The sequence below is a fragment of the Extibacter sp. GGCC_0201 genome (assembly GCF_017566055.1).
GTDB lineage: Bacteria > Bacillota > Clostridia > Lachnospirales > Lachnospiraceae > Extibacter.
In genome coordinates this window covers 135128-160329 of record NZ_JABFCH010000008.1, presented here as the reverse complement: position 1 = coordinate 160329, position 25202 = coordinate 135128, and the positions used below count along the sequence as shown (strand labels likewise).

20 protein-coding genes and 1 riboswitch are annotated in these 25202 nt (G+C 52.0%); of the genes, 16 read left to right on the top strand and 4 right to left on the bottom strand.

Annotated features, from left to right (window positions below):
• Positions 1-273 (bottom strand): YitT family protein (locus tag HJV72_RS07675; RefSeq protein WP_208070049.1); only part of this gene is annotated, 273 nt, incomplete at its 3' end.
• A 250-nt stretch (positions 274-523) separates the two neighbouring features.
• On the opposite strand from HJV72_RS07675, the gene HJV72_RS07670 reads away from it, so the two are divergent.
• The 6 genes from HJV72_RS07670 (at position 524) to HJV72_RS07645 (ending at position 7618) form a co-directional block, all read left to right on the top strand.
• On the top strand, positions 524-1273 hold the full coding sequence (locus HJV72_RS07670) for a DeoR/GlpR family DNA-binding transcription regulator (RefSeq protein WP_208070048.1): 750 nt from the start codon (positions 524-526) through the stop codon (positions 1271-1273).
• Positions 1270-2190, top strand: a complete 921-nt coding sequence (gene pfkB, locus HJV72_RS07665) for a 1-phosphofructokinase (protein ID WP_208070046.1) — start codon at positions 1270-1272, stop codon at positions 2188-2190. Before HJV72_RS07670 ends, pfkB begins: the two co-directional genes overlap by 4 nt.
• A 14-nt stretch (positions 2191-2204) precedes the next feature.
• Positions 2205-4148, top strand: a complete 1944-nt coding sequence (locus HJV72_RS07660; RefSeq protein WP_208070044.1) for a PTS fructose transporter subunit IIABC — start codon at positions 2205-2207, stop codon at positions 4146-4148.
• A 76-nt stretch (positions 4149-4224) separates the two neighbouring features.
• Complete coding sequence (locus HJV72_RS07655) at positions 4225-4482, top strand: HPr family phosphocarrier protein (protein WP_208070042.1); 258 nt, start codon at positions 4225-4227, stop codon at positions 4480-4482.
• A gap of 28 nt (positions 4483-4510) precedes the next feature.
• Complete coding sequence (gene ptsP / locus HJV72_RS07650; RefSeq protein WP_208070040.1) at positions 4511-6130, top strand: phosphoenolpyruvate--protein phosphotransferase; 1620 nt, start codon at positions 4511-4513, stop codon at positions 6128-6130.
• A 105-nt stretch (positions 6131-6235) separates the two neighbouring features.
• On the top strand, positions 6236-7618 hold the full coding sequence (locus HJV72_RS07645; protein WP_208070038.1) for an NCS2 family permease: 1383 nt from the start codon (positions 6236-6238) through the stop codon (positions 7616-7618).
• Between the two features lie 99 nt (positions 7619-7717).
• Here the strand turns inward: HJV72_RS07645 and HJV72_RS07640 are convergent, their stop codons facing one another.
• Genes HJV72_RS07640 through HJV72_RS07630 form a run of 3 tightly spaced genes read right to left on the bottom strand, consistent with a single transcriptional unit; the run spans position 7718 to position 10613 of the window.
• Complete coding sequence (locus HJV72_RS07640; protein WP_208070036.1) at positions 7718-9163, bottom strand: Na+/H+ antiporter NhaC family protein; 1446 nt, start codon at positions 9161-9163, stop codon at positions 7718-7720.
• Positions 9164-9187: 24 nt separating this feature from the next.
• Positions 9188-10243 (bottom strand): aldo/keto reductase, encoded by a 1056-nt coding sequence (locus HJV72_RS07635; RefSeq protein ID WP_208070034.1) that lies wholly within the window; start codon positions 10241-10243, stop codon positions 9188-9190.
• Positions 10236-10613 carry a TIGR04076 family protein gene (locus tag HJV72_RS07630; protein ID WP_208070032.1) on the bottom strand — a complete coding sequence of 126 codons (378 nt, stop codon included), beginning with the start codon at positions 10611-10613 and terminating at the stop codon, positions 10236-10238. Before HJV72_RS07630 ends, HJV72_RS07635 begins: the two co-directional genes overlap by 8 nt.
• A gap of 442 nt (positions 10614-11055) precedes the next feature.
• Here HJV72_RS07630 and dsdA point away from each other — a divergent pair, with 442 nt between their 5' ends.
• The 10 genes from dsdA (at position 11056) to HJV72_RS07580 (ending at position 25194) form a co-directional block, all read left to right on the top strand.
• Positions 11056-12372, top strand: coding sequence for a D-serine ammonia-lyase (gene dsdA, locus HJV72_RS07625; RefSeq protein WP_305798497.1), 1317 nt, complete (start codon positions 11056-11058; stop codon positions 12370-12372).
• 121 nt (positions 12373-12493) lie between these two features.
• A complete protein-coding gene (locus HJV72_RS07620; RefSeq protein ID WP_208070029.1) occupies positions 12494-13921 on the top strand; it encodes a uracil-xanthine permease family protein in 1428 nt (475 codons plus the stop codon).
• A 3-nt stretch (positions 13922-13924) separates the two neighbouring features.
• Positions 13925-15721, top strand: a complete 1797-nt coding sequence (locus HJV72_RS07615; protein WP_208070028.1) for an ABC-F family ATP-binding cassette domain-containing protein — start codon at positions 13925-13927, stop codon at positions 15719-15721.
• A gap of 42 nt (positions 15722-15763) precedes the next feature.
• Positions 15764-15860, top strand: a riboswitch (purine riboswitch).
• Positions 15861-15908: 48 nt separating this feature from the next.
• A complete protein-coding gene (locus HJV72_RS07610; protein ID WP_208070027.1) occupies positions 15909-17192 on the top strand; it encodes an amidohydrolase family protein in 1284 nt (427 codons plus the stop codon).
• A gap of 4 nt (positions 17193-17196) precedes the next feature.
• Positions 17197-19500 carry a xanthine dehydrogenase subunit XdhA gene (gene xdhA, locus HJV72_RS07605; protein WP_208070026.1) on the top strand — a complete coding sequence of 768 codons (2304 nt, stop codon included), beginning with the start codon at positions 17197-17199 and terminating at the stop codon, positions 19498-19500.
• The gene (gene xdhB / locus HJV72_RS07600) at positions 19493-20377 is read left to right on the top strand and encodes a xanthine dehydrogenase subunit XdhB (protein ID WP_208070025.1); all 885 of its coding nucleotides are present in this window, start codon (positions 19493-19495) and stop codon (positions 20375-20377) included. Before xdhA ends, xdhB begins: the two co-directional genes overlap by 8 nt.
• A complete protein-coding gene (xdhC, locus tag HJV72_RS07595; protein ID WP_208070023.1) occupies positions 20374-20889 on the top strand; it encodes a xanthine dehydrogenase subunit XdhC in 516 nt (171 codons plus the stop codon). Before xdhB ends, xdhC begins: the two co-directional genes overlap by 4 nt.
• Positions 20890-20914: 25 nt before the next feature.
• Positions 20915-21748 (top strand): helix-turn-helix domain-containing protein, encoded by an 834-nt coding sequence (locus tag HJV72_RS07590; protein WP_208070021.1) that lies wholly within the window; start codon positions 20915-20917, stop codon positions 21746-21748.
• A gap of 48 nt (positions 21749-21796) precedes the next feature.
• The gene (locus HJV72_RS07585; RefSeq protein WP_208070019.1) at positions 21797-22204 is read left to right on the top strand and encodes a VOC family protein; all 408 of its coding nucleotides are present in this window, start codon (positions 21797-21799) and stop codon (positions 22202-22204) included.
• A gap of 326 nt (positions 22205-22530) precedes the next feature.
• Positions 22531-25194 carry a cation-translocating P-type ATPase gene (locus HJV72_RS07580; protein WP_208070017.1) on the top strand — a complete coding sequence of 888 codons (2664 nt, stop codon included), beginning with the start codon at positions 22531-22533 and terminating at the stop codon, positions 25192-25194.
• Positions 25195-25202: the final 8 nt, after the last annotated feature.

Sequence of the window (25202 nt, the reverse complement as noted above, 5' to 3'; positions counted from 1 at the left end):
AAGTGAAGTAGATAGCGGGCGGGGAGCCGGGTGGGAGATGCGCAGGTGTAAGCGGGAGAGGCGGAGAATCCTTTCCGTAGCCCTTATCCTGCGGGATGCAAGCAGCAGGAGCGTGATAACGTTGGCAATCAATGCGGTGTCCGAGTGGAGGAACGAGGCAGCGATCATGGAAAAGCTCGTCACGCCGCCATTTATTATCTTATGGGGAACGGTCAGGAACGCATATGCCCATGTTATCAGAATATTTTCTAATATAATTTTTACATATCTCATATCATCTATTCTCCAGATTCGAGCCATATAGTAATGCCACTGAATAACAGTATAGAACATTTTAAAAAGAAAAACTATTCTGATAATCTCTTTGTCAAATGTGCATAATAAAATAAAGTTCTTTTTGGTGGTTATTATTGGCGGAATTTAATTGACAATGACTGAAAATGATTATATTATAATAACAGAAGTGAACGAAATTGGAAGAATATGAATGATAATGACTATCTTAAAGACTGGAGGTACTAATATGCTGGCGGAGGAACGTTACAACGAGATACTTAAGCTTGTAAATGACAAAAAGACGGTTACGGTCCAGGAACTGACCGAGCAGCTTGACACATCGGAATCCACCATAAGGAGAGACCTGACCGCGCTGCACCGGAAAGGCAGCCTTATCAAGGTGCACGGCGGGGCGACGGCGGTGAATCTGGAGGTTATGACGAAGGACGCATCGCTGTCGGTAAGAAGAGACCTGAATATTGAAGAGAAGGTGGCGATTGCAAAGCATGCCGCCGCGCTCATAGAAAAAGATGATTTTGTCTATATGGACGCGGGGAGCAGCGTGGATTTGCTGATTGACTATGTTACAGAGCTGGATGCGGTATATGTGACCAATGCCATTGGGCATGCGCAGAAGCTGCTGAAAAAAGGATGCAGTGTCTATCTCCTCGGGGGAGAGCTGAAAGAGGCGACAGAAGCGATAGTCGGGGCAGAGGCTATAGAGAGCCTGAAGAAATACAACTTCACGAAGGGGTTTTTTGGGACGAACGGCGTGAGCAGGGACAAAGGCTTCACGACACCGGATATCACTGAGGCGCTCGTGAAGGAGAAAGCAGTCTCGCAGTGCCGGAAAAGTTATATACTGTCAGATTCAAGCAAAATCAATCAGGTCTCATCCGTGACATTTGCAGATTTTGACGGTTGCACGGTGGTGACGACAAGGCTGCATGACGATTCATACAGGGCTTGCAGGAATGTAGTGGAGGTAGAAGGATGATTTATACGGTAACTTTCAACCCGTCGCTGGATTATGTAATCCAGACGGAGAAGCTTACCCCGGGTGAGATTAACCGGACGGCAGGCGAGCATATCTATCCGGGCGGCAAAGGCAACAATGTCTCTGTCATGCTCTCGAATCTTGGGCGCAAGAGCAGGGCGCTTGGATTCGTAGCCGGCTTTACCGGGGATGCGCTGGAACAGATGCTGAACGGCTGCGGCTGCGATACAGATTTTATCAGGCTTGGGCAGGGGTTTACGAGAATCAACGTCAAGATTAATGACGGACAGGAAACAGAGATTAACGGACAGGGCCCTTCCATTACGGAAGAGGCGCTGCAAGAGCTGTATGGGCGGCTGGACAGTCTGGAAGCAGGCGACTTTCTTGTATTGGCAGGAAGCATTCCCGATACGATGCCGCCGGATATCTACGAGAAGATTATGGCGAGGCTAGATGGACGTGAGATTCACATCGCGGTAGACGCGACGAAGGAGCTGCTGCTGAACGTACTGAAGTATCATCCATTTCTAATAAAGCCGAATAACCATGAACTGGGCGAGATGTTTGGCACAGTGCTGGATTCAGAAGAAGATATCATACGGCATGCCCGCATGCTACAGGAGAAAGGGGCCCGGAATGTGCTCGTGTCTATGGCGGGGGACGGAGCTATCCTCTTAACGGAAGAACAGACGATATGCAAAGGCCGGCCGCCCAAAGGCGAGGTTAAAAATTCGGTAGGTGCCGGAGACTCTATGGTAGCAGGATTTCTAACCGGGTGGATGAATACGGGAGACTACGAAAAAGCATTTAAGCTGGGCATTGCGGCGGGAAGCGCCACGGCCTTCACGAGCTGGCTGGCCGGCAAAGAAGAGATAGTGGAGCTGCTCGGGGAAGAACCGTCAGAGTATAGATTATAGGAGGAATGTATATCATGAAAATCGTAGACTTGCTCAAAAAGGCAAGCATTGAACTGGATGGTGCAGTGAACACGAAGGGTGAGACCATTGACCGGATGGTGGAACTCATGGCGGCAGGGGGCAATATCTCCGACATAGATGCGTACAGGGCAGGCGTCTATAAAAGGGAAGAAGAAGGTACGACAGGTATCGGAGAAGGAATCGCCATACCACATGCCAAGACGAATGCGGTCAAGGCCCCGGGGCTTGCAGCCATGGTGGTAAAAGACGGCGTAGATTATGACTCGCTGGATGGACAGCCGGTACACCTTATCTTCCTGATTGCGGCACCGGATACGGAAGACAATATACATCTGGAGGTACTTAGCAGGCTGTCTATGCTGCTTATGGATGACAGCTTCCGGGAGCATCTTATGATGGCAGGATCCGCAGATGAATTCCTGAAAGTAATAGATGAGGCCGAGCGTGCCAAGTTTCCGGAAGATCAGGAAGAAGAAAGTAAAGTAGAAAAAAAAGAAGAAAAGCCGGCAGGGGAAGCCTTCCGCATACTGGCAGTCACCGCGTGTCCGACCGGAATCGCCCATACGTATATGGCGGCGGAGAGCCTGGAGAACAAAGCTGCAGAGATGGGATATACGATTAAGGTAGAGACGAATGGTTCAGGTGGAGATAAGAATGTTCTGACAGCTGCCGAGATAGCCGCATGTGACTGCATCATCATCGCCGCGGACAAGGATGTCAAGATGGCACGGTTTGACGGTAAGCCGGTCCTTATGACTAAGGTGGCAAATGGCATCAGCAAAGCGGAACAGCTGATTACAGAAGCTGTCAGCGGCAATGTTCCTGTCTACCACAGCAAAGGCGGCGAAGAAGAGAGCATGTCTGATGATGGGGAAAGCCTCGGACGCAAGATATATAAGAGCCTGATGAACGGCGTGTCCCACATGCTTCCGTTCGTCATCGGCGGCGGTATCCTGATTGCCTTATCCTTCCTCGTGGACGGGGCCAATGCCGGAGGAGCGGACTTTGGCAAGGGGAGCCCTCTGGCGCTGTTCTTCAACACAGTCGGCAATACGGCATTTGGAATGATGTTCCCGATACTTGCAGGTTATATCGCTATGGCTATCGGTGACAGGCCGGCACTCATGCCAGGTATCGTGGGCGGCCTTCTGGCCAAGGCAGGAACTTCTGTCATGCTTCCGGAGGAGGAATGGATCTCATCGGGCTTCTTCGGAGCACTTATCGCCGGTTTTGTGGCCGGATACCTCATGGTGCTCATCAAGAAGCTGCTTGGCAGGCTGCCAAAGTCGCTGGAGGGTACGAAACCGGTGCTGCTGTTTCCTTTCTTAGGTATCCTGTTTATGGGTATCATCATGATATATATCGTGAATCCGCCGATAGGAGCATTCAATACGTGGCTGAATGACATGCTGGCAGGGATGGGAGAATCCAGTAAGATTCTGCTCGGAGCAGTGCTTGGCGGCATGATGTCCATTGATTTCGGAGGTCCGTTCAACAAGGCCGCCTATGTGTTCGGTACGGCAGCAATCGCGAGCGGCCAGATCGATATCATGGCGGCGGTCATGATAGGAGGCATGACGCCTCCACTGGCAATCGCGCTTGCGACGACATTCTTCAGGAACCGGTTCACGAAGAACGAGAAGCAGACGACCATAACGAACTATATCATGGGGCTGTCTTTTATAACAGAAGGTGCGATTCCGTTCGCAGCAGCGGATCCACTTCGTATCATTCCTCCGTGCGTGCTAGGCTCCGCGGTGGCTGGGGCGCTCTCCATGGCCTTCGGCTGTGGATCCAGAGCACCTCATGGCGGCATCTTTGTCATCGGGATTATCGAAAATGCACCGATGTTCTTACTGGCGATGGCAGCAGGCGCTGTTGTGTCCATGGCCGGAATCGTACTTTTGAAACGGCCGCTTCCGGAAGAAAAACGGTAGCAGCATCAGGCACATGGTTCTGTAATCTGTTTGGAACCTGACAGTATCATATTAAGGAAGAAAAGGAGAGAAGATTATGAAAGAATTTAGGTATGTACTCACGGACAAGGAAGGAATCCACGCAAGGCCAGCAGGACTTCTCGTCAAGAAGGCGAATGGATTCCAGTCTGAGATAAAGATTGGAAAAGGCGAGAAGAGCGCGGATGCCAAGAGAATCTTTGGCGTGATGGGGCTTGGTGCCAAGTGCGGCGAGGAAGTATTCATGACGGCTGAAGGTGATGACGAAGAGAAGGCTGTCAGCGAGCTGGAAGCATTTATGAAGGAAAACTTATAATTCACTGCAAAAAAGGGAATGGTTCGAGATGATTACGTTAGAAGGTAAAAGTGTATACGGCGGTATCGCAATCGGTAAGATTGCATTTTATAAAAGAGATGAGATTACTATCAAGAGATGCCATGTGAAGGATACGGATCAGGAAGTGAAACGGTTTGAAGAAGCCAGGGCCAAAGCCTCCTTGGAGCTTCAGGAACTGCATGACAAGGCGATGGAAGATGTGGGCGAGGCGAACGCCATGATCTTCGAAATACATCAGATGATGCTAGAGGATCTGGATTATGTAGAGTCCGTCGTCAATATAATTACGACCCAGGAAGTGAACGCCGAGTACGCCATCGGCACTACAGCCGACAATTATGAGGCTATGTTCCAGGCGATGGATGACGCGTATATGCAAGGACGTGCCGCTGACGTCAGAGATGTGTCCGAACGGCTTCTCCATGTGCTGTGCAAAAGCCAGGGGAGCCCGATGTCAATCGACGGGCCGGTCATCATCGCGGCCGACGATCTCGTGCCGAGCGAGACGGTGCAGCTGGACAAGGAAAAGGTGCTGTCATTTGTGACGATGTATGGATCGTCCAATTCCCATACGGCGATTCTTGCCAGGACGATGAATATTCCGGCAGTCATTGGGGCGGGAGAAGGCCTCAGGCCGGAGTATGACGGCAGGACTGCGGTTGTAGACGGCTTTGAAGGCAAGATATACATCGAGCCCGATGCGCCGACGATGGAACGGATGAAGAAGAAGCAGCAGGAAGATATGGCACAGAAAGAACTTCTGCTGCAGCTCAAAGGGAAGGATAATATCACGGCGGGAGGGCAGAAGATAGACGTATATGCCAATATAGGCAATATGGCCGACGTCGGAGCTGTACTTAAGAATGACGCAGGCGGTATCGGGCTGTTCCGAAGCGAGTTCCTCTATCTGGAGAGCAGCACGTACCCGACGGAAGAGCAGCAGTTTGGAGTATATAAGACGGTAGCAGAGAATATGGCGGGTAGGAAAGTGATTATCCGGACGCTCGACATCGGCGCAGACAAGCAGGCAGAGTATTTCGGTCTTGACAAGGAGGAGAATCCCGCGCTCGGATACCGGGCGATTCGTATCTGCCTCACGCAGACCGACATCTTCAAGACGCAGCTTAGGGCGTTGTACCGGGCTTCCGCCTTCGGGCAGATAGCCATCATGTTCCCGATGATCATTTCGGTAGCAGAGGTAAAGAAGATCAAAGAAATCATCGAAGAGGTGAAAGCGGAACTGCAAGAAGAAGGCATCAGCTTCCGGGAAGACGTGGAAATCGGAATCATGATAGAGACGCCGGCCGCTGTCATGGTGAGCCGTGAACTGGCAAAAGAGGTTGATTTCTTCAGCGTAGGAACGAACGACCTGACCCAGTATACGCTGGCGATCGACAGGCAGAATGAGAAGCTGGATGAATTCTATGACGCCCATCATCCCGCCGTACTCGCCATGATTCGTATGGCGGCAGAGAGCGCACACGCAGAAGGCAGATGGATCGGCATATGCGGAGAGCTGGCCTCCGACCTGGCGCTGACCGGTACCTTCCTGTCTATGGGAATCGATGAACTGTCGGTATCTCCCGGCATGGTGCTTCCGCTCAGAAAAAAAATCCGGGAGTCATAAAATTAAGCAGACCCGTTTACATTACGGGTCTGTTTTGTTACACTAAAATATGCTATACTATTCATGTAGGAAAGAGAGAACAAATACTACAAAGGAGGGAATTCAATGTTAGAAAAGCTATTCAAACTCAGTGATAACGGTACAGATGTGAAGACAGAGATTCTGGCCGGAATCACGACATTCATGACGATGGCGTATATTCTGGCTGTCAATCCGAGCATCCTGTCCGCTACCGGCATGGATTCTGGGGCAATCTTTACAGCGACTGCTCTTGCCGCTCTCGTTGGTACGCTGCTTATGGCTATCTGCGCCAACTATCCATTTGCTCTTGCGCCTGGTATGGGGCTGAACGCATATTTTGCGTACACGGTCGTACTGGGAATGGGGTATAAGTGGGAGGTAGCGCTCACCGCAGTGTTCGTGGAAGGTATCATCTTTATCATCCTTTCCCTTACAAATGTGCGTGAGGCCATCTTCAACGCTATTCCAAAGAACCTGAAAGCGGCAGTAAGCGTTGGCATCGGCCTCTTCATCGCTTTCATCGGCCTTCAGAATGCCAATGTAGTCACGGGAGGATCTACACTGCTCCAGCTGTTTACGCTGGACGGATACAATGCGGCCAAAGGAGTGGAGGCATCCTTTAATGATGTGGGTATCACCGTGCTTCTGGCGGTCATCGGCATCATCATTACCGGTATACTTGTCATCAAGAACATAAAGGGTAATATTCTCTGGGGTATCCTGATTACCTGGGTGCTCGGTATTATCTGCCAGTTTGCCGGACTCTATGTACCGAACCCGGAACTTGGATTCTACGGGCTGCTCCCGGATTTTAGCGGAGGACTGTCCATACCAAGCCTGGCGCCGGTATTTATGAAGCTGGACTTTTCAGGAATTTTTACCGTTAACTTTGTCGTAGTCATATTTGCGTTCCTGTTTGTAGATATGTTTGATACGATTGGGACCTTGATTGGCGTATCTTCCAAAGCAAACATGCTTAACGAAGAGGGAAAACTTCCGCGTATCAAGGGTGCCCTGCTGGCGGATGCCGTAGCGACGACGGCAGGCGCGGTATTGGGAACGACGACAACTACTACATATGTAGAGAGTGCATCCGGCGTATCAGAGGGAGGAAGGACAGGACTTACCGCGGTAACGACGGCGATTCTATTCGGACTTGCGCTGTTCCTGTCACCAATCTTCCTGGCGATTCCTTCATTTGCCACAGCTCCGGCTCTTGTAGTCGTAGGCTTCTATATGCTGACGAACGTAGTGAATATCGATTTTGAAGATTATGCCGAGTCGATTCCATGTTATATCTGTATTCTGGCGATGCCGTTCTTCTACAGCATTTCCGAAGGTATCTCCATGGGAGTCATCTCTTTCGTAGCGCTGAATCTGCTCACAGGAAAGGCGAAGGAGAAGAAGATCAGTCTGCTCATGTACATACTGGCCATATTGTTTATCCTAAAATACATATTCCTGTAATGGGCTTTGCATGCAAGAAGAGCCAGAATCAGGCCGGTAAGGCCGATTCTGGCTCCTTTTTATTCTATTGGAAATTCTTATGTAACGCATAATTTATGACTAGAACGATATCTCACCGTCGGCTTTTTTCACGGGACGTCCGCCGTCTCCTTCATACGTCCGCCCCCATCCGGTAATCACGGAGAAGAGCAATACGAGGAACAGAGAGAAGCAGTAGAACATGAATCCCCCCACCTGGGTGACAGACAGTGCTTGGGCGTATTCATATCCGGCTGTGAGGGAGGAGCCGATGAATACGAAGACGCTCAGGAAAGGGACGGCAAGGACGATAGAATTGGCAAAACCGTCAAGGAGGTTGGCGCGGCGGTAAGGGTGCAGGCCGGCACGCTTTCCAATCTCGTTCTGAATCTTTCCGAAGGTCGCCATAGAGGCGCTCGTCACGCCGCCGAAGAACATCGTAGTGACAGAGATGCCGAGCATCATGGCAATCTCCGCACCGCAGGCGCTCTTGCCAAGCCTGCTCCCGAGAATCATGTCTGTAATCCTTTCCAGAGCCCCGGCTGCCGTAAGTACGCCCATGATGCCGTACACGGAGATTACGAGGGTTATGGTGGCAATCATGCCATTGATGCCATCCGTGAGGAATCCGGCGGGGGCACCGTCTTTGACAGAAAGGATGCTGTCCGGGGTGAGAAGACGGAAGGCCAGCCCGATAATCGTTCCAAGAATCAGCCCCACCGTAATCGCCTTATAGATGTTCCGTGTCTTTACGGCGGTAATCAGCATAAGCGCCACTGGAACGAGCATTACCAGGGTGACAGGATTCTTATTTTCAGCGAGAATCTCTTTTGCTCCGCTTCCGGAAGTTCCGCCGCCGCCGAAGATCCAGAATAAGGCAAAGGAGATGGCGCCGGCTGCAAGCGAATACTTCAGGCGGCTGGCAACGCACCCGCCTACATCTGCAAACCCGGATTTCTTCGTATATTCCTGCGTGCCGGCTGAGATGATAGTCGTATCTGATATCGGGGCCACATTGTCACCGAAGATTCCGCCGCATACGATAGCGCCCGCAAGGGCGGACGGATTGCTGCCGAGTAGGATGCCGGCTGCATAGAAGATGGGAAAGCAGGTGAACATCGTCCCGAGGGAGGATCCGGTGGCAGAGGCGATGACGCATACGGCAAAGAATGTAAATGCTGTAAACAGGCCTCCGTCCACGTTCAGGCTGTCTGCAAGCCACACAAAACCGGTTGAGATATTGGTCGCTTTGATCATGGCCGAAAACATGCCGATGATAAGTAATAGTACCGTCACCGGAACTGCCTCTCTGGCGCCGGCATACACGGCTTCCCAAAACCGCTCGTAATCCCCTCTTCTCGTAAACAGGGCGCTGATCAGAAGCGCGACGAAAGCTCCCATTGCAAGGGCATACATCTCGAACGTCTTAAACACTACAAAGTATAAGATACAGAAGAATAAGAAGATGCATACCGGGAGGAATGCCACGCCACACCCTCCTCTGAATTCAAGTTTTTTCTTTTCCATGTCATTGATTCTCCTATTGTGCAGTTAACTTTGTTCCTTTTCATTGATATTCATGTGCATGATGCTGCGGTATTTGGAACCGACGGTACGTTCCAGCTCAAAGGGCTCTCCTTCCGGCGCGGGATATTCCCGCAGGAAGTCCCTTATCTTGCAGATTTCAGCTTCCGTCAGTTCAAATCCGAAGATTCTGGCATTAGACCGTACATGGCGGCTGTTGCGTATTCCGATGATGGCTCCCGCCACGCCGTCCTGGCACAGGATATATTTGGATGCCACGTTGGATATGCTTACATGATATTTTTCCGCAATGCCGGCCAGCAGCCGGAGCAGGTCCTGATAGCCCTCCCATCCAAGGGTATCTTCAATAATCTGGAGATACTTGACCTGAGAGCGTGTCTCAGGCTCGGCGGCGGCTTCCCCGATCCATCTCTCTGACAGGAATCCGCCGGACAACGTACCGTAGCAGAGCATTTTGATATCATTTGCCCTGCAGTATTCGAGAAGCGTGCGTTCCGGACGCCTGTCGAACAGGGAATACTGGGCCTGCATGGACACGACCGGTATTCCGGCATCTACCAGCTCCTCCAGATGGGCCGTATCAAAGTTCGTGACCCCGATATTGCGTATCTTCCCCTTTTCCTTCAGCCGCAGCAGGCTGCCTGCCGTCTCCACACAGCCCGGCACGTCATAGTCCCACCAGTGGAACTGTACAAGGTCCAGAGTGTCACGGTTCAGCCTCTTCAGGCTGCGGTCGATAATACGCTCGGTAAATGCATAATCCACCTGGCTCAGATAATTGATATCCGGCACGTATTTCGTGTGGATCTGGATGTCGTCTGCAGAGACTCCGTGCCCGGCCTTCAACTCCGTAATGAATGTACCGATAAATTCTTCCACCCCGGTATAGATATCCGCACAGTCAAAGGTAGTGAAGCCTTGTTCCACCAGCATATGGAATGCATGCATCACATCCTTGAAATCAAGGCGGGCCTGCAGGCTGTGTCCTTCCGACAGCTGCCAGCAGCCGTTCAGTACCCGGCTGATGGTATAGTCTTTGGTCAGTTCAATTCTCTCATTCATTCTCGTGTTCCTCCGTCTGATTTATAAGGTCATCGTTTTTTGAACGTATGCTTTCAACAGTACATTCAGAATGCCGCAGCGTCCGGGTCCCGATTCGTGTGATTTTGAACCTGGCCCCGCAATTGGGATCCGGGCAGGCGATGACAGAGTCGGAGAGCATCCAGTCATTTTCGTGCAGCTCTCTCTGCTTCGCAGGGAGAAGTGGGAGAAGGGCCGCAAGAGAATACATGGAGAAAGAGGAGTTCTGTGGAAATACGAGATTCTCCCCTTTTACGAGAAAATAGTCCCCCACCTCATGGCTGCATACCATCGGCTTATCTGAGCCGATGACTTCTACCTTTAGATCGTACAGTGTAAATTCATCATTCATTGACATCGTCCTTTCTGTTAGTTATTATCAGGAAGCGCGGCTGCGCATGCAATAAAAAAAGTCCTTGAAAACAATTGTTTTCAAGGACAGGCTGAACTCCTGCGGTGCCACCTTGCTTGGTATGGACATACCCTCTCAGCAGGATGCATGACAACATCCCCGGCCCTTTAACGCCGGCCTCTGCGTCTCGGCTACTTGGAATACGTTCACCTTGCCCTCTGAGGCCCACTTGCTGTCACTGGCGTCTGTCCGGCTTACACCATCCCGGATTCGCTTAAGACCGTTTGGCAGCATAACTTCCTCATCATCGGTTTTTTGATTTTCGTGTATTATAACACTGAAAGTCCGGGTTGTCAAACAGTTATAATACGTATCTGTCATGATAGTAATAATTATGCAGTTGTGTTAAAATGTATAAAATAAGTAGAGGAGGATGTGCCTTATGGATAAGAAGATTATGGAGATACCCCTTGTAAAGAAGATTGCAGCTGCGGAGGAGACCGCATGGGTCAATCCCGGGCTCAGGCCCTACGGGGAAGTCAGCCTGGAGGTGACGATGGAAGATATCGAAGACGCGGAGGACAGACTGGCCCGTTTCGCCCCGTTCATCGTGAAATGCTTTCCAGAGACCGCTGACCGGGGCGGGCTCATCGAGTCCGTGCTGACTCCGGTGCCGAAGATGCAGGCGTATCTGGACAAGGCATATGGAAGTGGCATCCGGGGACGCCTGATGGTAAAGCAGGACAGCCATCTCGCGATCGCCGGTTCCGTAAAGGCGAGAGGCGGCATCTATGAAGTGCTGAAGCACACGGAGGATCTGGCGCTGGAAGCAGGTCTGATAACGCTAGGGGATGACTACTCCGTCCTTGCGTCTGATTCGTGCAGGAAATTCTTCAGCCAGTATACGATACAGGTCGGTTCCACAGGAAATCTGGGCCTAAGTATCGGAATCGCCAGCGCGGCCGTGGGCTACGAAGTCATCGTCCATATGTCCGCGGATGCAAGGCAGTGGAAGAAGGACATGCTGAGAAGCCACGGGGTGAAAGTGGTCGAATATGCATCCGACTACAGCGAGGCGGTTAAAAACGGCAGACGGGAATCAGACGCCAATCCGAAGAGCTACTTTATCGATGATGAGAATTCAAAGAATCTATTTATGGGCTACGCGGTAGCTGCAAAGCGTCTCAGAAGCCAGCTGGAAGAGCTGGACGTCAAGGTAGATGAAGCCCATCCGCTGTTCGTCTACATCCCGTGCGGCGTCGGCGGAGCTCCGGGCGGGGTTACGTTCGGGCTCAAGGAACTGTGGGGGGACAATGTACACTGCTTCTTCGTAGAGCCGGTACAGGCCCCGTGCATGCTGCTCGGCATGGCTACAGGGCTGCACAACGACATCTCTGTACAGGATGTCGGACTGACCGGCCTGACTCATGCAGACGGGCTGGCCGTAGGGCGTCCGTCAGGTTTTGTCGGCAAGGTGATGGAACCGCTCCTAAGCGGGGAATTTACATTGAAAGACAAGTGGCTGTACGAGTACATGCGTAATCTTCTTGAGACGGAGGACATCTTCCTGGAGCCGAGCGCATGTGCGGCGTTTGATGGACCTGCGAGACTGCTTAAGTATGAGGAGACACGCGCCTATATCCGGGAGCACGGGCTGGAAGACAAGATGAAAGACGCGGTACATATCGCATGGGCTACAGGGGGCAGGCTCGTGCCGGAAGACGTCCGGGAGGAATACAAGAAGACTTATCTGGATTGAGACGGAGTATAAAAGGAGGTTTGCAACGATGCCCCTCCATGATGGAATCCCAGACCATTGACAAGGCATGACATCGATGGTACTCTTTTGAAGTATGAGTTTTACACAGGAGGAAGAGAGAATGGGAAATGAGAAAGCTAAGACATATGCAAGCCCTTATGAACTGGAAGGGAGGATTCCGTTCGGACAGGCGGTTGTACTTGGGCTGCAGCATGTGCTCGCCATGTTTGTAGGGAACCTGACGCCGCTGCTGATTATCGGAGGGATGTGCGGACTTGGAGATGCGGGAGTGTTGAGAGATGTGCTGCAGAGCGCTATGCTCATAGCTGGGGTGGTATCGCTTGTCCAGCTCTTCACCATAGGGCCTGTCGGCGCGAGGCTGCCGATTATCATGGGGACGAGCTCCGGATTCATCGGAGTGAGCAAGGGGATATGCGCATCCATGGGCGGCGGTGTGATTGCCTACGGTGCTATACTTGGTGCAAGCCTGATTGGAGGGCTGTTCGAGGGGGTGCTCGGTTTCTTTCTGAAACCTCTGAGACGGTTCTTCCCGCCGGTCGTGACCGGCACGGTAGTGATGGCCATCGGGCTTTCGCTCATATCTGTCGGCATCAATTCCTTCGGCGGCGGCAATACGAACGGCGACTTCGGATCTCCGGTGAATCTGCTCGTAGGTGCCGTCGTGCTGGTAAGCATCATCCTGCTTAAGCACTTTACAAAAGGAATCAGCAGCGCGGCATCTATCTTGTTCGGCATTATCATCGGATATATCGTATGTGCGGTGCTGGCACTGTTCCTTCCGACCACATATGAGTATGTGGATGCCGGGACGCAGAAGGCGGTCACCGCTACATGCTCCTGGGTACTGGACTGGGGGAAGGTGGCAGGAGCGGACTGGTTCGCACTGCCTAAGTTCATGCCGGTCAAGTTTGTCTTCGATGTCAAGGCGGTCGTACCGATACTGATTATGTTCATTGTCACGGCAGTTGAGACCATAGGAGATATCTCCGGCATTACAGAAGGCGGTCTCGGCAGAGAAGCTACGGATAAGGAGCTGTCAGGCGGAGTCATATGTGACGGTCTTGGATCTTCATTTGCTTCATTTTTCGGAGTGCTGCCTAACACTTCCTTCAGCCAGAATGTGGGGCTTGTGGGGATGACGAAGATTGTCAATCTGTTCGCGCTGTCCATGGGCGCGGGCATCCTCGTGCTCTGTGGATTCTTTCCCAAGATTGCCGCTCTGTTCGAGATGATGCCGCAGTCCGTGCTTGGCGGCGCTGCGGTCATGATGTTCTCGTCTATCGTAGTCAGCGGGATCCAGCTTGTGACAAAGGGAGGCGTCAATAACAGGGTTGTCACGATTGTGGCGGTGGCACTCGGTTTCGGCTACGGGCTCGGCTCTACGGCAGACGTGCTGAACCAGCTCCCGGAGTGGGTGGGCTATGTCTTCGGAGGTTCCGGCATCGTCCCTGCGGCATTGGTAGCCATGGTGCTGAATATAGCAATTCCGGAAGGGAAAGACCCGTTTGCAGAAGAAAATGAGGAATAAAAGATGAACTTACTGACAATGGAAGGTATCACAAAGTCCTATACAGATAAGCTCCTGCTGGACGGTGTGGATTTCAGTATCAATGACAATGATAAAATCGGCATCGTCGGCGTCAACGGAACCGGCAAGAGTACCCTGCTCAAAGTTGTGGCAGGCATAGAGAAGGCGGACAGCGGCATCATAAGCGCGGGTAATAATGTGAAGCTGCGCTATCTGCCCCAGAATCCCGTATTTGATGAAGCAGCAACTATTTTAGAAGCGGTTCTGAAGGACAATGTGGACAAGGGCAATGAATGGACGATGGAAAGTGAAGCCAAGGCGATGATCAACCGCCTTGGCCTTCCTTCTTATGACACGAAAGCAGATACGCTGTCCGGAGGCCAGAAGAAGCGGACAGCGCTGGCAGGAGCGCTTCTGGCACCTGTGGATATACTTGTGCTCGATGAGCCGACCAACCATCTCGACGGTGCTATGGCAGAGTGGCTGGAACAATATCTTGTTAAGTTCCGGGGGGCTATCGTGATGGTGACCCATGACCGTTACTTTCTGGACAGGGTGGCAACCAGAATCGTTGAGATTGAGAGGGCGTCGCTCTACAATTATCCCGGCCGCTATTCCGATTATGTGAATCTGAAGATGCAGCGCCAGGACATGGAGAGCGCGGCCGAGAGGAAGAGGCAGAGCCTGCTTCGGACGGAGCTCAAGTGGCTGGCACGGGGGGCGCGGGCCAGGTCCACGAAACAGAAAGCCCACATCGGCAGAATCGAGGCGCTTCAGGAACAGAGCGCTCCGGAACAGGAGAAAAGCGTGTCGATGAGTTCTCTGTCTTCCAGAATGGGAAAGAAGACGGTGGAGGCTGCGCACATAGCAAAATCATACGGCGGACAGACTGTAATAGCGGATTATTCCTATACCTTTCTCCGGAATGACCGCATCGGCATCGTTGGTGAAAACGGGTGTGGCAAGAGTACGCTGCTAAAGATCATCACCGGGAACCTGGAACCGGATTTTGGCAGCGTGGAGATAGGCGAGACGATTAAGATGGGTTATTTTTCTCAGGAAAATGAGTATATGGATGATTCCATGCGCGTCATCGATTACGCGAAGGAAGCAGGAGAGTATGTCACCATACCGGAAGGGACGATAAGCGCATCCCAGATGCTGGAACGCTTCCTGTTTGACGGCACGCTTCAGTGGAGCCGGATAGGGAAGCTGTCCGGCGGGGAGAAACGAAGGCTGTATCTGCTGCGTATCCTTATGGAGGCGCCCAATGTACTGGTATTGGATGAGCCGACGAACGACCTCGACATCCAGACGCTGAACGTGTTGGAGGACTATCTGGACGAGTTTGACGGAATAGTGATAGCCGTATCACATGACCGTTATTTTCTGGATCGTATCGTCAACAGAATCTTCGCATTTGAAGGAGAAGGCAGGATAGCCCAATATGAAGGCGGATACTCGGACTATCTGCTTAAGAAGGGCCAAAGTGGGCACAGTGAACCTGAACGGGAGAAAGGGCAGAAGGAAAAGACGGCGAAATCATGGAAAACGGGTGAGAAGAAGCTGAAGTTCACTTACAAAGAAAAGCAGGAATTTGAAGCGATTGACGGAGAGATTGCGGCGCTTGAAGAGCAGGTTAAGAACCTGGAGGAACGCATGCTTGAGAATGCCACCAACTCTGCCGCCTTGAATGAATTGATGCAGGAGAAGAAAGATACGGAACAGATGCTGGAGAATAAGATGGAGCGGTGGGTATATCTGAATGATCTCAATGACAGGATAAACAGCCAGAGTTAAGCATTGACTGGCTGCTTTTCCTGTGATACGATAAAATAAGAAACAACAAAAAACATGGAGACTTATATAGGTTCATAATCGGTTGAACGTTTCTACCAACTACCGTAAATAGTTGTCTATAAGAATCCGCAGGATGTAACAGTCTGCGGATATCTGCGGACTGCTACGGAAGAAGGAGGTATGACCGGTGAATGGATCTATTTTTATATTAAAAGGAGATATCTGCTACAGCAGGACTCCGTCAGAGCTTGCGGTACAAAAGGACGGGTATGTAGTATGCAGGGACGGAACATCGGAAGGTGTATATGAGAGGCTCCCGGATGCATATGAGAACTGTCCGGTGCAGGATACGAAAGGGGCGCTCATCGTGCCCGGGCTTGTGGATCTGCACATACATGCGCCGCAGTATACGTTCCGGGGACTTGGAATGGACCTGGAGCTTCTGGACTGGCTGAATGCACATACATTTCCGGAAGAAGCAAAGTATTCGGATACCGGGTATGCGGCGGAAACGTACGAGAGATTTACGCAGAGGCTGAAATTCAGTGCCACGACGCGGGCATGTATCTTCGGAACGGTACATGTGCCGGCCACGGAGCTTTTGATGGATATGCTGGAGAAGTCCGGCCTTCGTACTCTGGTGGGGAAGGTGAACATGGACCGCAATGCTCCGGATTACCTGACTGAAGCAAGTGCTGACGCCTCTGCGGAAGATACGGTGGAATGGATCAAGGACTGCCGGAAACGGTACAGGAATACGAAGCCCATACTGACACCCAGATTTATTCCTACCTGTACGGATGTGTTGATGGAAAATCTAAAAAAGATACAGATGCGGTATGGCCTTCCGGTACAGTCACATCTGTCGGAAAACGTAAGCGAGGTGAAGTGGGTACAGGAGCTCTGTCCGGAGTCGGAATTCTATGGGGATGCCTATGACAGGTTCGGCCTGTTCGGAGCGGATGCACCGACGGTTATGGCCCACTGCGTACACTCGGATGAGCGGGAGCGCAGGAGGATGAAGGAGAACAATGTGTTTGTCGCCCACTGTCCGGAATCCAATATGAACCTGTCGTCCGGGATAGCTCCGGTGCGGGCTTTTCTCGAAGAAGGAATCCCGACGGGGCTTGGAAGCGACGTGGCGGGGGGTACGACGGAGAACCTCTTTGCGGCCATGGCACATGCGATACAGGCATCTAAGCTCCGGTGGAGGCTTGTGGACGAGAGCTTACAGCCTCTGACGGCGGCGGAAAGTTTTTATCTGGCGACAAAGGGCGGCGGTGCATTCTTCGGAAAAGTGGGGAGTTTTGAGCAAGGTTATGAATTTGATGCAGTTATCATAGATGACAGCGCGGTATCAGACCGTGAGAGCACGAACATTACTGATCGGCTCGAACGACTCATATACGTAAGCGGTGAGGCTGAGATTACCGGCAAATATGCAGCCGGCGAAGAAGTGTTCAGGAGGTGAGCAGATGGAGAAGCGTAAGAGAGCAGTGGGTATGAGCGTAAACCGGGTGGACGCGTATGACAAGGTGACTGGGAGAGCCAGGTACACGGATGACCTCTGCGGCAGGGAGGCGTATACCGCCCGGATTGTACATTCTACCGTGGCGAACGGCAGAGTGCTGTCCGTAGATACCGAAGAAGCAGAGAAGCTGCCGGGCGTAGTCCGGGTACTGACCTGCTTTGACGTGCCGAAGAATTATTACCCTACAGCAGGACATCCGTGGTCGACAGATGAAGCCCATCAAGATGTGTCGGACCGGCTCATGCTGACGGATCGTGTGCGGTTCTATGGGGATGACGTGGCGGCGGTCGTGGCGGAAGATGAAGTGACTGCGGCCAGGGCGGCGGGGCTTATTAAGGTGGAGTATGAAGAATATCCGTTCGTTCTGGATGTAGAGGATGCCATGAAGGCAGAAGCGCCACAGCTGCATGACGGCTATCCGGGCAATGTGCTGAACCATACGAGTATCCGAAACGGCGATTATGAAGCAGCCATAAAGGAACCGGGGCTTATGAAGGTAGAGGGGTGGTACGACACTCCTTCCGTGCAGCACTGCCATATAGAGAACTTCGTCTGTTATGCCTATGAGGCGGATCATAAGATCAATGTCACGGCCTCCACCCAGATTCCCCACATCGTGCGCAGGGTCGTAGGGCAGGCGCTTGGAATACCGTGGGGCAAGGTGCGTGTCATCAAGCCGTATATCGGGGGCGGGTTCGGCAACAAGCAGGACGTCCTCTATGAACCTCTCTGTGCGTATCTGAGCATGCAGTGCGGGGGGCATCTCGTGAAGCTTGACATAAGCAGGGAAGAGGCGTTCAACTGCACGAGGGTGCGGCACGCGATCAGAAGCCACATCATATCGTGGGTCAGGCCGGACGGCACGTATGCGGCACGCAAGCTTACGGCATACTCCAACCAGGGCGCCTATGCCTCCCACGGCCATGGAGTCGTGGCAAAAGGGATGGGAGCTTTTCCCCAGCTCTACCCGTGCCCGAATGTGGAAGCGGACTGTTATACCGTATTTACTAACAGACCGGTGGCCGGAGCCATGAGAGGCTATGGAATACCACAGGCCATGTTCGCGGTAGAGAGCCATACAGATGATGTGGCAAGGGCAATCGGCATGTCACCGATGGAATTCAGAAGAAAGAACGTGATGCCACAGGGATATGTGGATGCATTTTCCAAGAACGAAAACTATTATGACACGTTCCATGAATGCATGGATAAGGCCTCGGCATATATGGATTATGACAGGAAGGCCAGGGAATATGCCTCGCAGACCGGGAATATCCGAAGAGGGGTAGGCCTGGCCGTATTCTGGTATAATACGGCTGTCTGGCCCATCTCTCTGGAGACATCTTCGTGCAGGATGGTGATGAATCAGGATGGATCTGTACAGGTGCAGGTCGGTGAGACGGAGATCGGGCAGGGAGCGGACACGGCATTCTCCCAGATGGCAGCGGATGCGCTCGGCATTCCGTTTGAAGATGTACATATCATATCATCACAGGATACAGATGTGACCCCCTTCGGTACGGGAGCCTATGCCTCCAGGCAGACCTATACCGCCGGCTTTTCCATAGAACAGACCGCCGGCCTTTTGAAGGAGCGGATACTGGCCTATGCACAGGAAATTACGCGGATGCCTGTCAGCCAGCTCGACCTGGAGGAAGGCGTAATCGTGCGAAAGAGTGACGGCCGTTCGATGATGACGCTGGGAGAATTGGCAACAGAAGCACTGTACAGCCTCAGCCACAGTGAACATCTGACGGCGGAGAGCACCTATCAGATTAAAAGCAATGCATATTCCTTCGGCTGTACGATGGCGGAAGTCGAAGTAGATATCGAGGCATGCAAAGTAAGCCTTATCGATATCGTGAATGTCCACGACTGTGGCCGGCTGATCAATCCGGCGCTGGCGAAGGCACAGGTACACGGCGGTATGAGCATGGGCATCGGATATGCACTGTCTGAGATGGAGAAGTTCGATGCGGAGACGGGCAGGACGCTGAACGGCAATCTGCTCGATTATAAGCTGTCTACGGCGATGGACCACCCTCATCTGGAAGGACAGTTCGTGGAGAATTATGAACCTTCGAGTGCATTCGGGACCAAGGCGCTCGGTGAGCCACCGGTCTGTTCGGTGGCGCCTGCCATACGCAACGCGGTGCTTCAGGCTACAGGTATCGGCATCAGCCAGATTCCCCTGAACCCGCATACGCTGTTTGAAGAATTTAAGAAGGGAGGGCTGCTTGATGTATGATATAAAGGCACTGTATGAGGCGGAAAGCGTATCGCATGCAATACGATTGCTGGAGGAGCACCCGGATGCAAAAATAATTGCAGGAGGCAGTGATATCCTGATTAAGATACGGGAAGGAAAGCTTAAAGATGTGGAGCTTATAAGCATATACGGGCTGGATGAGCTGCGCGGGGTTATGCTCGAAGAGGACGGGGCGCTGAGAATCGGGTCCCTCACGAGCTTTTCCCATGTCACGAAGCATCCCCTCATCCAAAGACATATACGCGTGCTCGGCGAAGCAGTAGATAAAGTCGGAGGCCCCCAGATACGCAACATCGGAACCATCGGAGGAAATACTTGCAACGGCGTTACCTCGGCCGACTCCGCGTCTACCTTATTTGCATATGACGCGCTTGTGGAGCTGGCCGGACCGGACGGTGTACGCACCGTTCCGATTCACGAATTCTACCTCAAGGCCGGATGCGTGGATCTCAGACAGGGGGAGATTGAGACGGCAGTATTGATACCAAAAGCCTCCTACGATGGATATGCAGGACATTATATCAAATACGCCATGAGAAATGCCATGGATATCGCGACGCTTGGCTGTTCCGTGAACGTAAAGCTTTCAGAAGATAAGAAACAGCTTGTAGATGTGAGGATAGCCTTCGGCGTGGCCGGTCCTGTGCCGCTTCGCTGTCCGGCCGCAGAACGTGCGGCAAAAGGAAAGAAGGCCATTGATGAGACATACCGCCGGTTTGCGCAGGAAGTGCGGCAGGATATCCACCCGAGAGACAGCTGGAGGGCAAGCAGGGCGTTCCGGGAGCATATCTCCCAGGTGCTTGCAAGGAGAGCGATTGAAGAGGCGGTAGACCGGGCAGGAGGTGAGGCGTTATGAGCAGAAACGAAAGCAGGGCCGTTCCGGGCAAGCAGTACAAACTTGTGACTTGTACGATCAATGGGAAAGTAGTGGAGAGCATGGTAGACGTTCGTGCGTCTCTTACGGATATGTTGAGGAACGACTATCATCTGACGAGCGTAAAAAAAGGCTGCGAGGTCGGCGAGTGCGGCGCCTGTAATGTAATGATAGACGGCGAGTGTTATAATTCATGCATCTATCTTGCAGTGTGGGCGGACGGGAAGGATATCCGCACGCTGGAAGGGCTTATGGGGCCGGGCGGAGAGCTGTCTGATATCCAGCAGGCATTTATCGACGAAGCTGCCGTCCAGTGCGGCTTCTGCACGCCGGGATTCATTATGAGCGCTGTCGAGATACTCGAATCAGGCAGGGAATATACGAGAGAGGAGCTTAAGAAGCAGCTGTCGGGACATCTGTGCAGGTGTACCGGTTATGAAAATATACTGAATGCAGTGGAAAAGACGATGAAAAAGCGGCTTTCTTCTACCTGACAGAGATGACATAAAAAGGATAATCATGATAGATAAAAGCAGTTTACAGCATATAAATGAAAAGAGAGAGATTCTGATACGCGAAGAAAATTTCGCATACATGCTCCCATGTGGGCAGCTCAGGAATCTGATATCCAATTTCACGGTCACTTTTCCTGACCGGCAGGCCATATCAGACGCATATACGGTCATGCCCCATGGCAGCGTTACACTTGTGCTCTTTGACTATCATACTGAGCTTCACAGTTTTATATTCGGGCCGGCGACGAAGCCGGTCCGAGTAGGTGACATTGCAAATAGATGTGACGTCATATTCATCGTTGAATTTCAGCCTGCAGGATTTTCCGCTTTTAAAAAGAGGAATCAAAATGAACTGACTGACAAGATCGTGCCCTTCAAAGAGGTAGATAGCTCTATGGATAAGGAGATGAGGGACATTTTCAGAACATCTGTGACGGTAGAAGGGTTATTGTGTGGAATGGAAGAGAGGCTGATTCAGAGTGTCCGGTTTCCATACCCGGAGGAGCTTGCACGTGCGATTGGGGACATCATCCGGATGGAAGGCATCCTGACTTCTGTAGAGATATCAGATAAGGTTAATTATTCGCCCAGACATCTGAACAGGCTGTTTAATCTATATCTCGGTATGAGCATGAAATCCTTTTCCAGATTGGTAAGAATAAACAGAGCTATCCGGCTTCTGAATGAAGAGGGCTATGCCCTGGCATACATAAGTGACAAGCTGGGCTATTATGACGTGTCCCATTTAGTAAAGGACTTCAGGCTCGTATGCGGCATAACGCCGCAGGAATACAGGTCGAACATGTCCGATTTTTACAGTGAAATTGCCAAATATTAAATCTATAATAGTTCTGTAATGAATCACAGAAAGAGAGGATCTACAGAGATGAAATTTAATGAGACGACAATCCGCATCCTCGTGCGGAAAGATTATGGGGCATGTTTTGACTTCTACACGGAGAAAATCGGCCTGATCCCGGTATGGGGCGATAGGAACGGACCTTACACTTCTTTTGCGGCAAGCAAGGATGCAGCGCCGTGCTTTGCTATATTTGCAGGAGAAGCGATGCCGCTGTTCCAGGGATATGAACAGCCGGAGTCGGGAACGCAGCCTGACACTGTCACAGCGGTTATCCCTACGACCGACCTGGACGGAGACTACTTACGCCTGAAAGAGGCAGGCGTGCCGTTTCTTGGCGAACCTCAATATATCGAAGCATGGGGGATGCGCTGCACCTATTTCAGAGACCCGGAAGGCAATCTGTTTGAACTGAACGATGCCAGCGGCGTATAACCAAAGGCAAGCGAAAAAGTCCGTCTAAAGAAAGGTAAAAAGTAGTTGACATTGCTGTGTTCTTCTCATATAATAAAGCACATATAATTTTATGAGTGATGTTACAGGGAAAGGATAGAGCCAATACTATGGACGACGCTGACAGTAGCGACGGTGAACAATGTATTAATCATAATAGCTTGATTCAAAAATGGACTGAGATAACAGGCATAATCTGCGCTTCTTAACCGGGAGTGGCAGGTTATGCCTTTTTGTGTTTTTTTCAGCTGATTCTGCCTGTAAAGGCAATCAGATAAATAAAAAAAGAAGGGAGTGGTATATCCGATATGGATAATCACAGACAGATGCCTTGGCATTCAGAACAGATGGAAGAGGTTTACAGAAAGCTTGATACCTCAGCAGATGGCCTGAGCGATGCCGAGGCGGCCGAAAGGTTAAGAAAGAACGGGCGCAATGTACTGCGCCAGAAACCGCCGAAGACGATTGCGCAGATGCTCAAAGCGCAGATTATGGACCCTATGGTACTCATACTCATAGGGGCAGCGTCATGTTCAGCCGTTCTCAGAGAGTGGACGGAGGCGGTTGTAATCTTCACAATTGTAGTAATCAACGCAGCCATCGGTATCGTGCAGGAGAAGAAGGCGCAGTCTTCCATGGAAGCGCTCCGCAATATGAGCGCGCTCACCGCTAAAGCCCTGCGGCAGGGTGAGGAAAGCATCGTCCCTGCGACGGAGCTCGTAATAGGGGACGTGGTGCATCTGGGAGACGGCGACAAGGTACCGGCGGACATAAGGCTGATAGAATCCGCCAATCTGAAAGTGCAGGAGGCTTCGCTGACCGGTGAGTCTGTACCATCGGAGAAAGAGGCACATATTATTCTGCCGGAGGCAACTGTACTCGGAGACCGCTGCAATATGGCTTATCATTCCTCCATTGTCACTTACGGCCGGGCCTGTGGAGTAGTGGTCGCAACAGGCATGGATACGGAAGTCGGAGGTATCGCAGGCATGCTCGACAATGAGGATGAGCTGGATACTCCGCTGAAGCGCAAGCTGAATGCCGCAGGTAAGACGCTTACGGTGGCGGGGCTTATCGTCTGCGTGCTCATATTTATCATCGGTGCGCTATATGAGCGGCCGCTCATACCGCAGTTCCTCGTGGCGATCTCTCTTGCCATATCTATCATTCCGGAAGGGCTGCCGGCTACAGCTACTATCGTGATGGCGCTTGGCGTACAGCGTATGGCAAAGAAGAATGCACTTATACGGAGGCTGCCCGCTGTTGAGACGCTTGGCAGCGCGACCGTTATCTGCAGTGATAAGACAGGTACGCTTACGCTCAATAAGATGACAGTGACCCATATCGCTGTGAACGGGGACTTTGAGTCCGGCAGGGCTACTCCAATCAGGGAAGCTGTAGGGCAGCATCCGGAAGTGTACCGGGAGATGGTGTACGCAGCTGCGCTCTGCAATGACGCAAGCATCGATCCTGACAGAAGCGGAGAGATCATCGGCGACCCTACGGAAGGTGCACTCATATATATGGCGCAGGAGTTCGGCATTGACCATGAATTGCTGGAGGACGCATATCCCCGTCTGTTTGAGCAGCCGTTCGATTCTGAGCGCAAGCGGATGACGACCGTCCACGAGATAGACGGCTCCTGCATCGCCTACACGAAAGGAGCGGTGGATGAGATGCTTCCGCTGTGCAGCCATATGCTGACGTCCCGTGGGATACGGCCCATGACGAAGGCCGACAGGGACAACATAGCAGAGCTCTGCCACGGAATGTCAGAAGAAGCCCTGCGGGTGCTCGGAATCTGTCTGAGGACACTATCTTCCATACCATCGGATGACGACGTAAATGTAGAGGAAAATATGACCTTTGTCGGCGCGCTTGGCATGATTGACCCGCCGCGCAAAGAAGTAGCGGAATCGGTACGCGTCTGCAGGGAAGCAGGCATACGTACGGTCATGATTACCGGTGACCATAAAGAGACTGCCCTTGCCATAGCAAAGGAGCTTGGCATATATGAAAGCGGGGATACGGTCATATCCGGCGATGAGCTGGATGCTATGGACGACGCGGCGCTGAAGGAATCTGTGCGGACTGCTTCTGTATATGCCCGTGTGTCGCCGGCGGATAAGCTGCGCATCATTAAGGCCTTAAAGAGTGCCGGAGAGGTAGTAGCCATGACTGGTGACGGAGTGAACGATTCACCTGCGCTGAAAGCGGCGGATATCGGCGTGGCGATGGGAGAGGCAGGCACGGATGTGGCCAAGGAGGCTTCCGACATGATTCTGCTCGATGACAGCTTTACTACGATTGCATATGCCATCAAGGAAGGAAGAAGGGTTTACCGGAATATACAGAAGGTGATCCAGTTCCTGCTTGCCGGCAATATTGCGGAGATTCTGACCTTATTAGCGGCAACTGTCTTTAACTTTGATGCTCCGCTGCTTGCGGTGCATATCCTCTGGGTGAATCTGGCTACGGCCACACTGCCGGCGCTGGCGCTCGGAGTGGATCCCGCCAGCAGGAATATCATGAAGCACCATCCGGTAAAATCGGGTACCCTGTTTGAGAAGGACCTTGTCAGCCGGGTTGTGACACAGGGCGTATTCGTTGCAGCTATGACGACCGCGGCATATTGGATTGGGGTGACGACAGGCACTCATGCCGCAGGGCAGACGATGGCTTTCTGCACGCTGGCGTTTTCCCAGATGCTTCGTGCATTTAACCAGCGGTCCAACACGGAGCCTGTCTGGGTGAGGGCGGAAGGGCTGAATCCATGGCTGTTTATCACCTTCGCTGTCTCTGCGGCGCTTATGGCCTGCATACTTTTCATTCCTGGGCTGCAAAGCGCATTCAGGCTCACTACGCTCTCGGGCTTGCAGTGGGGGGTTACCGCCGGACTGTCCCTGCTGACGGTCGCCCAGGTGGAAGTGGTAAAAGGGATAAGGCGCTGGCGCAATAGGAGGCGGCAGTAAGCGGTACC

Bases quoted from the DNA above. Each gene is read 5' to 3' on its own strand.
- HJV72_RS07670 (WP_208070048.1), top strand. From the start codon at position 524: ATGCTGGCGGAGGAACGTTACAACGAGATACTTAAGCTTGTAAATGAC.
- pfkB (WP_208070046.1), top strand. From the start codon at position 1,270: ATGATTTATACGGTAACTTTCAACCCGTCGCTGGATTATGTAATCCAG.
- HJV72_RS07660 (WP_208070044.1), top strand. From the start codon at position 2,205: ATGAAAATCGTAGACTTGCTCAAAAAGGCAAGCATTGAACTGGATGGT.
- HJV72_RS07655 (WP_208070042.1), top strand. From the start codon at position 4,225: ATGAAAGAATTTAGGTATGTACTCACGGACAAGGAAGGAATCCACGCA.
- ptsP (WP_208070040.1), top strand. From the start codon at position 4,511: ATGATTACGTTAGAAGGTAAAAGTGTATACGGCGGTATCGCAATCGGT.
- HJV72_RS07645 (WP_208070038.1), top strand. From the start codon at position 6,236: ATGTTAGAAAAGCTATTCAAACTCAGTGATAACGGTACAGATGTGAAG.
- HJV72_RS07640 (WP_208070036.1), bottom strand. From the start codon at position 9,163: ATGGAAAAGAAAAAACTTGAATTCAGAGGAGGGTGTGGCGTGGCATTC.
- HJV72_RS07635 (WP_208070034.1), bottom strand. From the start codon at position 10,243: ATGAATGAGAGAATTGAACTGACCAAAGACTATACCATCAGCCGGGTA.
- HJV72_RS07630 (WP_208070032.1), bottom strand. From the start codon at position 10,613: ATGAATGATGAATTTACACTGTACGATCTAAAGGTAGAAGTCATCGGC.
- dsdA (WP_305798497.1), top strand. From the start codon at position 11,056: ATGGATAAGAAGATTATGGAGATACCCCTTGTAAAGAAGATTGCAGCT.
- HJV72_RS07620 (WP_208070029.1), top strand. From the start codon at position 12,494: ATGGGAAATGAGAAAGCTAAGACATATGCAAGCCCTTATGAACTGGAA.
- HJV72_RS07615 (WP_208070028.1), top strand. From the start codon at position 13,925: ATGAACTTACTGACAATGGAAGGTATCACAAAGTCCTATACAGATAAG.
- xdhA (WP_208070026.1), top strand. From the start codon at position 17,197: ATGGAGAAGCGTAAGAGAGCAGTGGGTATGAGCGTAAACCGGGTGGAC.
- xdhB (WP_208070025.1), top strand. From the start codon at position 19,493: ATGTATGATATAAAGGCACTGTATGAGGCGGAAAGCGTATCGCATGCA.
- xdhC (WP_208070023.1), top strand. From the start codon at position 20,374: ATGAGCAGAAACGAAAGCAGGGCCGTTCCGGGCAAGCAGTACAAACTT.
- HJV72_RS07590 (WP_208070021.1), top strand. From the start codon at position 20,915: ATGATAGATAAAAGCAGTTTACAGCATATAAATGAAAAGAGAGAGATT.
- HJV72_RS07585 (WP_208070019.1), top strand. From the start codon at position 21,797: ATGAAATTTAATGAGACGACAATCCGCATCCTCGTGCGGAAAGATTAT.
- HJV72_RS07580 (WP_208070017.1), top strand. From the start codon at position 22,531: ATGGATAATCACAGACAGATGCCTTGGCATTCAGAACAGATGGAAGAG.